10 protein-coding genes, 7 tRNA genes and 4 rRNA genes are annotated in these 13,303 nt (G+C 37.4%); 1 reads left to right on the top strand and 20 read right to left on the bottom strand.

Going from position 1 to position 13,303, the window contains the following annotated elements; translation table 11 throughout:
* Window positions 1-239: 239 nt before the first annotated feature.
* From rplI to HYG85_RS11490, 8 genes are all read right to left on the bottom strand, one after another.
* On the bottom strand, window positions 240-686 hold the full coding sequence (gene rplI / locus HYG85_RS11525; RefSeq protein WP_113673090.1) for a 50S ribosomal protein L9: 447 nt from the start codon (window positions 684-686) through the stop codon (window positions 240-242).
* Window positions 683-2,728 carry a DHH family phosphoesterase gene (locus HYG85_RS11520; protein ID WP_113673089.1) on the bottom strand — a complete coding sequence of 682 codons (2,046 nt, stop codon included), beginning with the start codon at window positions 2,726-2,728 and terminating at the stop codon, window positions 683-685. The genes rplI and HYG85_RS11520 overlap by 4 nt, the downstream gene beginning before the upstream one ends.
* 70 nt (window positions 2,729-2,798) lie before the next feature.
* The gene (locus HYG85_RS11515; RefSeq protein WP_212693543.1) at window positions 2,799-3,761 is read right to left on the bottom strand and encodes a DUF2232 domain-containing protein; all 963 of its coding nucleotides are present in this window, start codon (window positions 3,759-3,761) and stop codon (window positions 2,799-2,801) included.
* A 45-nt stretch (window positions 3,762-3,806) separates the two neighbouring features.
* Entirely contained in the window at window positions 3,807-4,136 is a 330-nt protein-coding gene (locus HYG85_RS11510) for a MazG-like family protein (protein WP_113673087.1), read from the bottom strand.
* Between the two features lie 189 nt (window positions 4,137-4,325).
* Window positions 4,326-4,562, bottom strand: a complete 237-nt coding sequence (gene rpsR / locus HYG85_RS11505) for a 30S ribosomal protein S18 (RefSeq protein WP_212693542.1) — start codon at window positions 4,560-4,562, stop codon at window positions 4,326-4,328.
* Between the two features lie 33 nt (window positions 4,563-4,595).
* The gene (locus HYG85_RS11500; RefSeq protein ID WP_212693541.1) at window positions 4,596-5,036 is read right to left on the bottom strand and encodes a single-stranded DNA-binding protein; all 441 of its coding nucleotides are present in this window, start codon (window positions 5,034-5,036) and stop codon (window positions 4,596-4,598) included.
* Between the two features lie 19 nt (window positions 5,037-5,055).
* Window positions 5,056-5,343: a 30S ribosomal protein S6 gene (gene rpsF, locus HYG85_RS11495; protein ID WP_212693540.1), complete on the bottom strand. Its 288-nt coding sequence runs from the start codon at window positions 5,341-5,343 to the stop codon at window positions 5,056-5,058.
* A 192-nt stretch (window positions 5,344-5,535) separates the two neighbouring features.
* Window positions 5,536-5,712 (bottom strand): DUF951 domain-containing protein, encoded by a 177-nt coding sequence (locus HYG85_RS11490; protein ID WP_212693746.1) that lies wholly within the window; start codon window positions 5,710-5,712, stop codon window positions 5,536-5,538.
* 280 nt (window positions 5,713-5,992) lie between these two features.
* Between HYG85_RS11490 and HYG85_RS11485 the strand changes: the two genes are divergently transcribed.
* The gene (locus HYG85_RS11485; protein ID WP_212693539.1) at window positions 5,993-6,871 is read left to right on the top strand and encodes a DMT family transporter; all 879 of its coding nucleotides are present in this window, start codon (window positions 5,993-5,995) and stop codon (window positions 6,869-6,871) included.
* A 247-nt stretch (window positions 6,872-7,118) separates the two neighbouring features.
* Here the strand turns inward: HYG85_RS11485 and HYG85_RS11480 are convergent.
* The 12 genes from HYG85_RS11480 to HYG85_RS11425 all read right to left on the bottom strand — a co-directional run bounded on the left by HYG85_RS11480 (window position 7,119) and on the right by HYG85_RS11425 (window position 13,286).
* A tRNA-Met gene (locus HYG85_RS11480) sits at window positions 7,119-7,192 on the bottom strand.
* 25 nt (window positions 7,193-7,217) lie between these two features.
* Window positions 7,218-7,288, bottom strand: a tRNA-Cys gene (locus HYG85_RS11475).
* 43 nt (window positions 7,289-7,331) lie between these two features.
* Window positions 7,332-7,449: ribosomal RNA gene (rrf, locus tag HYG85_RS11470) — 5S ribosomal RNA — on the bottom strand.
* Window positions 7,450-7,451: 2 nt separating this feature from the next.
* A tRNA-Glu gene (locus HYG85_RS11465) sits at window positions 7,452-7,523 on the bottom strand.
* A gap of 10 nt (window positions 7,524-7,533) precedes the next feature.
* Window positions 7,534-7,605 (bottom strand) — tRNA-Asn (locus HYG85_RS11460).
* Window positions 7,606-7,738: 133 nt separating this feature from the next.
* Window positions 7,739-10,637 (bottom strand): 23S ribosomal RNA (locus HYG85_RS11455).
* A gap of 34 nt (window positions 10,638-10,671) precedes the next feature.
* On the bottom strand, window positions 10,672-10,821 hold the full coding sequence (locus tag HYG85_RS11450) for a hypothetical protein (RefSeq protein WP_193774508.1): 150 nt from the start codon (window positions 10,819-10,821) through the stop codon (window positions 10,672-10,674).
* Between the two features lie 164 nt (window positions 10,822-10,985).
* Window positions 10,986-11,058 (bottom strand) — tRNA-Ala (locus tag HYG85_RS11445).
* A 34-nt stretch (window positions 11,059-11,092) separates the two neighbouring features.
* Window positions 11,093-11,169: transfer RNA gene (locus tag HYG85_RS11440), tRNA-Ile, on the bottom strand.
* A gap of 29 nt (window positions 11,170-11,198) precedes the next feature.
* A 5S ribosomal RNA gene (gene rrf, locus HYG85_RS11435) occupies window positions 11,199-11,316 on the bottom strand.
* 123 nt (window positions 11,317-11,439) lie between these two features.
* Window positions 11,440-12,967, bottom strand: a 16S ribosomal RNA gene (locus HYG85_RS11430).
* Together the 16S, 23S and 5S rRNA genes with 7 tRNA genes alongside form the textbook arrangement of a ribosomal RNA operon.
* Window positions 12,968-13,212: 245 nt before the next feature.
* Window positions 13,213-13,286: transfer RNA gene (locus tag HYG85_RS11425), tRNA-Met, on the bottom strand.
* Between the last annotated feature and the right edge of the window lie 17 nt (window positions 13,287-13,303).

Here is a 13,303-nt window from a genome sequence, read left to right as displayed (position 1 = left end):
TCCATACTACGTATATATATACATAGTTTAAATATATAAATTAAACCTTATTAAAATGGGTGTATAAGTCTAATATATATATTACTTAAGTTAATTATAACAGCCTAGTTATCATTAATAAACTTGTATTTATTACTAATATAAAAATTACTTTAGTAAACATTAATTACATCTATATATGTTTTTGGTAATGAAACATCAAGACCCTATAAGGGTCTTGTATTAATTTTACTTAGGTTTTATAACTCTTGAACTTTTACTTTTAACTCAGTCTTAACTTTTGCGTTTAATTTTATTGGTATGATATGAGTTCCTAGAGATTTTATTGGTTCTTTAAGTTGCATCTTCTTCTTATCAATGTCAAAACCTAATTGTTCTTTTGCAGCTTTTGTAATTTCCTTCGTTGACACTGAACCAAAGATTCTACCTCCATCTCCAGCTTTGATTTTTATTGTTACTTCACTACCTTTAATCTCTTTTGCCAATTCTTTAGCCTGTTCAAGTAATTCTTCCTGTCTTCTCATTTCAGATTGTTTCTTTAATTTCATATCATTAATAGAAGACTTAGTAGCTTCAACTGCTAATTTTTTAGGAAATAGGAAGTTTCTAGCATAACCATCACTTGTATTAACTAGATCTCCTTTTTTACCTACCTTCTTAACATCTTCTAATAGTATTACTTTCATTTTTTCTCACCTTCCTCTAAGTATTCATCAATTGTATCTTTTAGGATTTCTATAGCACCATCTATAGTATTATCATGAAGTTGAGCACCTGCAACACTTAGGTGTCCCCCTCCTCCTAATTTTTCCATTATTAGCTGCACATTGATATCATCAAAAGAACGGGCACTTATATATATTATACCATCAACATTCGTTAATACAAATGATGCCTTAATACCAGATATATTAAGTAATTCATCCGCGGCTTGTGCAGTAACCAAGATTGGATTTTGAATATCTGATGGACATATTGATATAGCCATTTTATCCCTGTATATCTCTGAGTCCCTAACTGCTGTTGCTCTAGCTTTATATGATTCCATATCATTTTTGAATAACTTTCTTACTCTAACCACATCTGCACCATTTCTTCTTAGGTAAGCAGCTGCTTCAAAGGTCTTGACCCCTGTTTTTATTACAAAATTCTTGGTATCTACTGTAATACCAGCAAATAAAGCTTCAGCTTCCATAGGTCTAAGCTTAACCTTATCCGAAATATATCTTATTATCTCAGTTACCATTTCACATGCAGAGGAAGCATAAGGTTCAATATAACTTAAAACAGTATTCTCAATATGCTCTGCCCCAACTCTATGATGGTCAAAAACAACAACATTGTTCACATATTTAAATAATTCTTCGCATTCGGTATAACTTGGTCTGTTAACATCAACAACCACAAGTAATGTATTCTCATTTGCATAATTTACAGCTTCTACATTATCTATAAAAAGGTCTTCACCATAATTATCATCTTCAATAAAACGTTCATACAAAGGTCTGACAGCTGATGTAATCTCATTAAGAACAATATGAACAGGTTTATCCAATAATCTTGCACAGCTATAGATACCTATAGCAGCACCTAATGAATCTAAATCTTGAACTTTATGTCCCATGACAATAACTTTATCGCAATCTTCAATAAGCTCTCTAAATGCATAAGCTTTTATTCTAGCTTTTACCCTTGCACTTTTTTCTACTCCACGAGTTTTACCTCCATAGAATAGGAATTTATCACTTTCTTTTATAACAGCCTGGTCTCCACCTCTTCCAAGAGCTAAATCAATAGCAACTCTTGCAAAATCCATTGACTGTATATAAGAATAATCATTGACTCCAAGTCCCATACTTAAAGTAACCGGTAATTCATTACCAATATTAATTTCTCTGATAACATCTAATATGGCGAACTTGTCTTCATGTAGATCTCTTAGATATTTCTTTTGAAATATTATCATATACTTGTCTTTTTCAAATTTACGAACAACACCATCAATCTTTTTGGCGAACTTGTTTATATTCCTGTCAATAAGTGCAACCAACAGCGGTCTTCTAACATCTTCGATACTTTGAAAAGCTTCTTCGTAATTATCAATATACAAAAGGCCAACAACTGTTTTTTGGTCATCATTCTTTGTTTGTAACTCTTTTTCATTAGTTATATCAAAAAAATATGTTGCATAGATAATACCGCTATCACTCATTCTATCATATGCATCCAAAGTATTATCGTCATCTATTTCAAGACTGCGGATTATCACTCTATATATTTTATCCTCTAAAGATATCTCTTTTTCAAAAACAGTATCATCTTCAACAGGCAAGATAGTAGAATTAAGGTGAGGTATAAGTGCATTGATGTTTTTGTCCAGAATCTTTTTTTCACCTATCATTGTCTCAAATTCTTCATTGAACCATCGTATTCTTCCATCAATATCTAACAGAATATAAGGTATCTGAAATTTTTGCAGAAAGTTCTTCTGTAAAGTACCAAAAGTAAGAGCATAATTTATTACCTCGCTCATTAAGTGTCTTTTGGAAACAACTCCAATAAAAAAACTTACAGCTACAGCAACTAATAAAAATGCCAGTGAAATGATACCTGCAGTAATATTGATATAAAATAATATTAAGGTCAATATAAATAGAAAGGCAAGATATATTAAAGGCCACCTAAAATAACTTTCTATTTGTTTATTCATTTGAATTTTCTTATTCATATAATCTTCTCCTTTAAGATTTAAAGAAGTTCCATATTATTATCTTCCTATTTTAGAATTTTAATGCTTATTATGCATTATTTAATTTAACTCTAATCTGGAAAACACTATCTATAAAACCTGCTACTACAAAATAAGCTTGGAAAAAGACAAGACAAAAGATAGAAACTAATATCAGTAGACTTCTTCTTCCAGCACTCCTAACTCTCTTAATTACTGATACTTCAAATAATATCCCCAATAAAAATAACATCACTGTTAGAATAACCAATATATTATTAATAGCTATAAGAAAATAACTGTTGCTGCTTAAATTAAAAGCTTTGGTGCAAATAGTGATTAATAAAAACACAATCATGCTTCTAGAAACTTTCAATCCTAATATATTTCCTAATCCATGATCATAGAGCTTTGCTTTAATAGCTATTACTCTAATACACAAAATAGATATAAAGGATATACCTAAACATAATAGATATAATAAAGCAGGATAATAATACTTCATGAAATGAAAAGTATTCTTAAATGTTCCCATAGCAATGGAATATTCTTGTATTGAATTAGTATTAGCTTTAAAAAATCCGCTATATACATTAGTGAATTCAATTTCCAATGCATCTATAATATTAAAATACCCTTCTATAACATCAATCTTACAGATATATTTCAATGAAATTATAGCGCATAAAAAACATACAAACATCAATAAACTTGTAAATGATAAAGCCTTTGAAAAAGCTATTTCCTCTTTTACTATATAACTAATGATAAAAGCAGGCAGTATTATCAGCATGCTATATAAAATAAAATCCTCAATACCGTATAACATATAAATTCCAATAGAAACTGCTAACATACAACATATCAATCTACTATCTACTTCGTATTGCAAACTATATATTGCAATAGGTATAAAAACGATAAAGCTTAAAAATATTACTTCTCCCCTTGTTAAAAATAGATAACTATATAAAGCATTAACAATCAATATTATTAAAAGAAGTATATATCTAGCATTACTACTTTTTTTCATAATAACCTCCTATATTTTGAAATACATTCAAAATATATTGTATATCTATATTTGTCTAGACTTATTAAGATGTTTTGATAATGTAAGTATCTCTTGTACCCATTCAGAATTCTCAGCATCCTGTAAACTAGCCAAACGTAATTTATTTATTAATTTAACATCAAGAGCTTCGTTTGAAACACCTAATCTATCCGATAATAAATAAGAAAGAATAATTATATCAGCTAAAATATCAATATTCTCATTATTGTCACCTGTATTGCCTTCAGCCATGTTTGAAAACAAAGCAGATACATTTGAAAGCAGCTGACTTTTTAACCTTTCAATAATCCTAATGGTCTTAGTAATATCAAAGTCCCCTTTATACATAGACATAACTACAGTCCCCTTTTACTTTTTATAATTATTTATATCTATTTGACATAAGTTATTTTATCTATTTACATAGATTAATCATATTATAACATTTAATGGAAGATATGAAAAGTTAAGAAATTATATTAATGAGTTCATGTCAAATAATTAATAAAGGCTCTGATTACTCAGAGCCCTAAAATATCTATATTAATCAACTGTATAAGGCATTAATGCTATATGTCTTGCTTGTTTAATAGCTACTGTTAATGCTCTTTGATGTTTAGCACAATTTCCAGTGATTCTTCTTGGAAGAATTTTTCCTCTTTCGGAAACATATCTTTTTAATTTATTTACATCTTTATAATTAATTGTTGCTTTTTTGTCTGCACAAAAAATACAAATACGTTTTTTTCTTCTTCCGCCTTTTCTTTTTTGGAAAGCCATTATTTTACCTCCTTTATAAAAATCATATTATACCTAAAATGGTAGGTCGTCATCAAAACTTTCGTCTATAGGAACAAACCCATCGGCATTATTATTCTCTGGTGCTGGAACAGATGTTTCATTTGGTTCCATAGATTTTCTTTGTTCAAATGAAGATTTACTTTCAGCAAAGTGTACCTCTTCTGTAACTACTTCAGTAAACCATCTTCTATTTCCCTGTGAATCATCGTAAGTTCTTATCTGAAGTCTTCCAACTACAGAAATAAGTTGACCTTTTTTGAAGTATTTTTCTACAAATTCTCCATCTCTTCCAAAGGATACAATGTTAATGAAATCAGCATCTGCCTCTCCATCTCGTTTGAAACGTCTGTTAACTGCTAATGTATATCTAACAATTGCGACAGGTTGAGTACTTTGTGTGTATCTCACTTCTGGATCCTTTGTTAATCTCCCCATCAATATAACTTTATTCATAAACATTACCCCCTTAAAATTAGTCTTCTAATCTCTTAAATAAGAATCTTAAAACAGGTTCCATAATACGGATTCTTTTTTCAATCTCAGCTGGCGCATCAGAAGATGATTGGAATTTAATAAAGTAATAATACCCTTCTTTTACTTTATCAATTTCGTAAGCTAGTCTTCTTTTTCCCCAGTCGTCGATTTCACCGATAGTACCACCAAATCTTTCAATATAACCTTTGATTTTTTCTAAAGCGGCTTCTTTAACTTCTGTTTCAACTTTCCCGTTGATTACAACTGCTAATTCGTAATTATTCATTAATTACACCTCCTTTTGGACTTTGGCCCTTATTAATAATAAGAGCAAGGATAATAATCATTACAATAATGATTATATAGCTTGACATAAAATTACTATTTTATCGTCACACTACAATTTAATATATTAACACAGTTCTTCACATTATGCAATAAGAAATTTATATTTTATACTAATATATAAAGGATATCACTATTCTTTGATATTTTTGATATTCTTTTCTAATTTCTTTCTTGGGATCATTACCTGGTGACCGCATCCTAAACATTTTATTCTAAAATCAATTCCAGTTCTAAGTACTTCCCATTCATGGCTTCCACAAGGATGTTGTTTTTTTAAGTGTATAATATTTCCTACTTTTATATCCATCATTAATCACCTCTATTAATTATTAACTTTTATTAATAAAATTATCCTGCATACTATTATAAATTAAATCCATGTAATAGTAAATATAATCTGTGTTTAAATAATATGCATATTCAATATTTTTATTTACCTGTATCACTATCTCATGTTATAGTTATGCTATCAAGCAAAAGTTTTGATGAATATTACATTAAGAAAGGAATTAATTAGAATCAGTAGTTTTTTATAACTAACATAACTTTAGTTTTGTTTGGGTATCTCTAATTTGTGGTGAATACATATGTTAAAATCAAAAAAATATTTATACGAAGGTCTTTTATTTATTGTAGCAATAATCTGGGGTAGTGGATTCATAGCCTCCAAAATAGCTTTAAACATGGGGGCTACTCCTATATTAATACTAACCCTAAGATTCTTGACCGCAGCCATTATGCTTAGTATTATTTTCTTTAAACATCTTAAAACTATCTCAAAATCAGATATTATAGATGGTTTTATTGTTGGCTTATTCCTCTTTCTAGGTTTTATATTTCAAACCTTTGGAATACTATATACTACGCCATCAAAAAATGCTTTTTTAACAGGTGTAAATGTAATTATCGTTCCATTCTTATGTTGGATACTATACTGTAAGAAGCCCCCACTTAAATCATTTTTATCAGCGATCATTTGTTTTATTGGAATTGGTTTATTAACATTAGATACAGCTACAGGTGTTAATTTAGGTGATTTACTAACTTTGATATGTGCTGTTTTCTTTGCACTGCATATAGTATTTAATGGTCATTATAGTAAGAAAATCAATCCTATAAAACTTTCTATTATACAGATGTATGTAGCATTTATTTTATCTTTAATATCCTTTGTTGTAATGGACATTAATACGGTTAAATTGGACATAACCCCAAATGCTATTTTAGCTATTCTATATTTAGGTATTTTCTGTACTTCTATTGCATTCTTCATTCAGACTTATGCTCAGAAGAAAGTACCAGCTAATAAAGCAGCAATATTCTTATCAACTGAATCTGTATTTGGAACAATCTTTTCTGTAATATTATTGAAGGAATCACTGAATATCAAATTAATATTAGGCTGTATTGTTATCTTTATAGCTATACTTATATCAGAAGTTGAAATGAAAAAGAAACAATGCTAATAACAAATCTTATCTTTGTAGATGATAATTGTATTGATTATCATCTATTTATTTTTGCCTAATCTATACTTACTCTAATAGAAAAGTAAATTATTAGATGAACAATATATTACTTCCCCTAATAAATCAGTATAGTATCCTTCTATATATGATTAATTATAGACAATCATAATAGCTATTTACTATTAATTACAGATTCTTATGTTAGATAAGAGCAATAAAAAAACAGCTAATAAGCTGTTAGTAATTGCGGAGAAAGGATTTGAACCTTTGACCTTCGGGTTATGAGCCCGACGAGCTACCAGACTGCTCCACTCCGCGCCATTATAAAATTAAAATGTTTCGAAGGCGCCAATCGGATTTGAACCGATGATGAAGGTGTTGCAGACCTCTGCCTTACCACTTGGCTATGGCGCCATAATTTATTATATGCATAGTGCATTAATTTTGTCAATAACAAAATCGGCAGCCATCTACTCTCCCAAGTCGTCTCCAACTAAGTACCATCGACCGTTTATGTCTTAACCATCGTGTTCGGTATGAGAACGGGTGTTTCCCATAAACGCATTACCACCGAAAATGACTCGTAGGGGAATCGAACCCCTGTTACCGCCGTGAAAGGGCGGTGTCTTAACCGCTTGACCAACGAGCCTTATTATAAACTCCCCGAGTGGGACTCGAACCTACAACCCTTCGGTTAACAGCCGAATGCTCTACCATTGAGCTATCGAGGAATACTTTTACATAAACATTCAAAACAACACATTGTCATCAACAAATCATCTTATCAACCTTTGCAAAGCTACATAACTTATATATCTTAACTCTTAGCTTAACTATCATACACTCAAATCTCTTTGATGTACTTAGGTCAAGCCCTCGACCTATTAGTATCGGTCAGCTGAACATGTTACCATGCTTACACCTCCGACCTATCAACCTTGTAGTCTTCAAGGGGTCTTACTACCTTTCGGTATGGGATATCTTATCTTGAGGGGGGCTTCACGCTTAGATGCCTTCAGCGTTTATCCCTTCCAAACTTGGCTACTCTGCTATGCACTTGGTAATACAACAGATACACCAGCGGTTCGTCCATCCCGGTCCTCTCGTACTAAGGACAGCTCCTCTCAAATATCCTGCGCCCACGACGGATAGGGACCGAACTGTCTCACGACGTTCTGAACCCAGCTCGCGTACCGCTTTAATGGGCGAACAGCCCAACCCTTGGGACCTACTTCAGCCCCAGGATGCGATGAGCCGACATCGAGGTGCCAAACCACTCCGTCGATGTGAACTCTTGGGAGTGATAAGCCTGTTATCCCCGGGGTAGCTTTTATCCGTTGAGCGATGGCAATCCCACTTTCATACCACCGGATCACTAAGTCCTACTTTCGTACCTGCTCCACCCGTCGGTGTCACAGTCAAGCCATCTTCTGCCTTTGCACTCTTCGAATGGTTTCCAACCATTCTGAGATGACCTTTGAGCGCCTCCGATACCTTTTCGGAGGCGACCGCCCCAGTCAAACTCCCCACCTGACATTGTCCCTACACCAGTTTATGGTGCCAGGTTAGAAATCCAGTACTACAAGGGAGGTATCCCAACATCGACTCCACAAAGACTGGCGTCCTTGCTTCAAAGTCTCCCTCCTATCCTGTACATGTAATACCGAATCCCAGTATCAAGCTGGAGTAAAGCTCCACGGGGTCTTTCCGTCCTGTCGCGGGTAACCAGCATCTTCACTGGTACTACAATTTCACCGGGCGCGTTGTCGAGACAGTGCCCAAATCGTTACGCCTTTCGTGCGGGTCGGAACTTACCCGACAAGGAATTTCGCTACCTTAGGACCGTTATAGTTACGGCCGCCGTTTACTGGGGCTTAAATTCAGAGCTTCGCTTGCGCTAACCCCTCCTCTTAACCTTCCAGCACCGGGCAGGCGTCAGCCCCTATACTTCACCTTTCGGTTTTGCAGAGACCTGTGTTTTTGCTAAACAGTCGCTTGGGCCTATTCTCTGCGGCCTCTATAAAGAGGCACTCCTTATCCCTAAGTTACGGAGTCATTTTGCCGAGTTCCTTAACAACGCTTCTCCCGTCGGCCTTAGGATTCTCTCCTCATCTACCTGTGTCGGTTTACGGTACGGGCACATACAAAACAATAGCGGCTTTTCTTGACAGTATGGATTCAGAGACTTCCCTACTTTTATTTCGGTCCTGTTCGTACTTCAGAAACGGACGGCGGATTTTCCTTCCATCCTATCCTTTGTACTTAAACGGGTTTTTCCATTCCCCGATTCTCTTATCCTCCTGTGTCCCCACAGTTCTGTTTGCATGCGGTACAGGAATTTCAACCTGTTGTCCATCGACTACGGCTTTCGCCCTCGCCTTAGGTCCCGACTTACCCAGAGAAGATCAGCTTTACTCTGGAAACCTTAGATATTCGGCCGAGAAGATTCTCACTTCTCTCTCGCTACTCATTCCGGCATTCTCTCTTCTTAATAGTCCACTGCTCCTTACGGTACAGCTTCTTCCCTTTTAAGAATGCTCCTCTACCACTGATATTACTATCAATCCACAGCTTCGGTGTCATGTTTTAGCCCCGGACATTTTCGGCGCAAGATCTCTCGACTAGTGAGCTATTACGCACTCTTTGAATGTATGGCTGCTTCTAAGCCAACATCCTAGTTGTCTTCGAAATCTCACATCCTTTCCCACTTAACATGTACTTTGGGACCTTAGCTGGTGGTCTGGGCTCTTTCCCTTTTGACTACCCAACTTATCTCGCGCAGTCTGACTCCTGATGAGCATCTATATGGCATTCGGAGTTTGATATGTTTTGGTAAGCTTCGCAGCCCCCTAGACAATTCAGTGCTCTACCTCCATTAGACTCCATCAAGGCTAGCCCTAAAGCTATTTCGAGGAGAACCAGCTATCTCCGGGTTCGATTGGAATTTCTCCGCTACCCACAGCTCATCCCCACGTTTTTCAACACGTGTGGGTTCGGACCTCCATTACCTTTTACGGTAACTTCATCCTGGCCATGGGTAGGTCACCCGGTTTCGGGTCTACATACACTGACTTAACGCCCTGTTAAGACTTGGCTTCCCTTCGGCTCCAGACCTTTAGTCCTTAACCTTGCCAGTATACGTAACTCGCCGGACCGTTCTACAAAAAGTACGCCGTCGATCATATATAGATCTTCGACTGCTTGTAAACATAGGGTTTCAGGTTCTCTTTCACTCCCCTCCCGGGGTTCTTTTCACCGTTCCTTCACAGTACTATTCGCTATCGGTCACTAGGTAGTATTTAGCCTTGGGGGGTGGTCCCCCCAGCTTCACACAGGGTTTCTCGTGTCCCGTGCTACTCTGGATCCTGCCAGCTCTTTTGAATTTTCACCTACCGGACTTTCACCGTCTTTGGTTGGCTTTCCCAAAACCATTCGGTTAATTCTCAAGATACCTTATGCAGTCCACAACCCCTAATAACTAGGTTATTAGGTTTGGGCTCTTCCCCTTTCGCTCGCCGCTACTCAGAGAATCGATGTTTCTTTCTACTCCTTCGGGTACTTAGATGTTTCAGTTCCCCGAGTTCCCCCTGCATAGCTATGTATTCACTATGCAGTAACTAGGTATTTCCTAGCCAGGTTTCCCCATTCGGATATCTCCGGCTCGATGGCTATTTGCGCCTCCCCGAAGCTTTTCGCAGCTTATCACGTCCTTCATCGGCTCCTAGTGCCAAGGCATCCACCCTATGCTCTTATTAGCTTGACCTATGTTTAGTCATCTAAGAGCTAAGATTTACAAGTTATTTTATAGAATCTTTTGATTCTCGTAGCTTGTTGTTGCTTTGGTTTTTCTTGTTTTCACAGTTTTCCATATGCGACATATGGTTACTATTTATTTCAAGGATATTGATTATTTGATGTCTAGTTATTTCTTCTTCTCTTCTTATCAATGACTTATCATCAATAGTCCGATTGGATTAATAACTTACAATGTGTAGTTTTCAATGTTCATTTAAGAGTCGGCTTTGCAGATGCAAAACTTAATCTTTTTCAAACAGCTTAGCTATGTTATCACAGCTTGCTTTGTTTGTCAAGTCTCTTTTTCAAGAGACAGTGGAGATAAGGAGATTCGAACTCCTGACCCCCTGCTTGCAAGGCAGGTGCTCTCCCAACTGAGCTATACCCCCAGGGTCATTTATGTTATATTATTTAATTTTATTTTGGTGGGCTCAAGTGGACTCGAACCACCGACCTCACGCTTATCAGGCGTGCGCTCTAACCAGCTGAGCTATGAGCCCATAACACGCTAGGCGTGTAAGTATTTGTAATCTGGCAGCCACCTACTCTCCCAGGTCGTCTCCAACCAAGTACCATCGGCCGTTAATGGCTTAACCATCGTGTTCGGTATGAGAACGGGTGTTTCCCAAAAACGCATCGCCACCAGAAATTTTCTGTATTCTTTTGTGTTCCTTGAATACTCAACAGTGAAACAACTAATTACCTTAGTCTTTTACCTAAGTCCTTAGTGCTTTTATAAGATTAGCCTCGGCTTCTCTTATTTTCCTTAGAAAGGAGGTGATCCAGCCGCACCTTCCGATACGGCTACCTTGTTACGACTTCACCCTAGTCATCGGCTTCACCTTCGACAGCTCTCTCTTTGCAGTTGAGTCACTGGCTTCGGGCGCTTCCAACTCCCATGGTGTGACGGGCGGTGTGTACAAGGCCCGGGAACGTATTCACCGCGACATTCTGATTCGCGATTACTAGCGATTCCAACTTCATGTAGTCGAGTTGCAGACTACAATCCGAACTGGGACGGCTTTTTTGGGATTTGCTCCATGTCACCATTTTGCTTCCCTTTGTCACCGCCATTGTAGCACGTGTGTAGCCCAAATCATAAGGGGCATGATGATTTGACGTCATCCCCACCTTCCTCCGAGTTGTCCCCGGCAGTCTCTCTAGAGTCCCCAACTTAACTTGCTGGCTACTAAAGATAAGGGTTGCGCTCGTTGCGGGACTTAACCCAACATCTCACGACACGAGCTGACGACAACCATGCACCACCTGTCTCTTCTGTCCCGAAGGAAAGTTCCGATTAAGGAACGGTCAGAAGGATGTCAAGATTTGGTAAGGTTCTTCGCGTTGCTTCGAATTAAACCACATGCTCCACCGCTTGTGCGGGCCCCCGTCAATTCCTTTGAGTTTCAATCTTGCGATCGTACTCCCCAGGTGGAATGCTTAATGCGTTTGCTGCGGCACCGAGGTTCGACCCCCGACACCTAGCATTCATCGTTTACGGCGTGGACTACCAGGGTATCTAATCCTGTTCGCTCCCCACGCTTTCGTGCCTCAGCGTCAGTTACAGTCCAGAAAGCCGCCTTCGCCACTGGTGTTCCTCCTAATATCTACGCATTTCACCGCTACACTAGGAATTCCGCTTTCCTCTCCTGCACTCTAGCAAAGCAGTTTCAAATGCAGTCCCGAGGTTGAGCCTCGGGCTTTCACATCTGACTTACTTCGCCGCCTACGCACCCTTTACACCCAGTAAATCCGGATAACGCTTGCCCCCTACGTATTACCGCGGCTGCTGGCACGTAGTTAGCCGGGGCTTCTTAGTCAGGTACTGTCACTATCTTCCCTGCTGATAGAAGTTTACGATCCGAAAACCTTCTTCCTTCACGCGGCGTCGCTGCATCAGGGTTTCCCCCATTGTGCAATATTCCCCACTGCTGCCTCCCGTAGGAGTTTGGGCCGTGTCTCAGTCCCAATGTGGCCGATCACCCTCTCAGGTCGGCTACTGATCGTCGCCTAGGTAAGCCGTTACCTTACCTACTAGCTAATCAGACGCGGGTCCATCCTATGCTACCGGAGTTTTTACCACTGAGTCATGCGACTCTGTGGTCTTATGCGGTATTAGCACACTTTTCAATGTGTTATCCCCCTGCATAGGGCAGGTTACCCACGCGTTACTCACCCGTCCGCCGCTTTCCACTATCTAAATCACCCGAAGGTTCAATAGATAGCTTCTCGCTCGACTTGCATGTGTTAAGCACGCCGCCAGCGTTCATCCTGAGCCAGGATCAAACTCTCATGTTAAAGTTTCATCTTGACCAGATTGCTCTGGCTTTATATTTTATAGACTATCGTCTTATCCATTAATTTACTAAGGAATTTTCTTGGGTAAAACTTATTACTAAGTTTTTGGTTGTTTCACTGTTCAGTTTTCAAGGTTCTGTGTTGTTGAGACAACGAAGTATATTTTATCATATACATTGCAATGTGTCAACAATTTTTTTTAGTTTTTTTCTTTTTTTGCAAACTAATTAATAAATTAGCTTGAATAGCGGAGAACGGAGTCGAACCGTTGACACTACGGGTATGAACCGTATGCTCTAGCCATCTGAGCTACTCCGCCAGATGTTATTATAATTA

The organism is Vallitalea guaymasensis, assembly GCF_018141425.1.
Taxonomy (GTDB): Bacteria; Bacillota; Clostridia; order Lachnospirales; family Vallitaleaceae; genus Vallitalea; species Vallitalea guaymasensis.
Note: the sequence above shows the minus strand (reverse complement) of the source record. Positions and strands in the feature narration are given on the sequence as shown.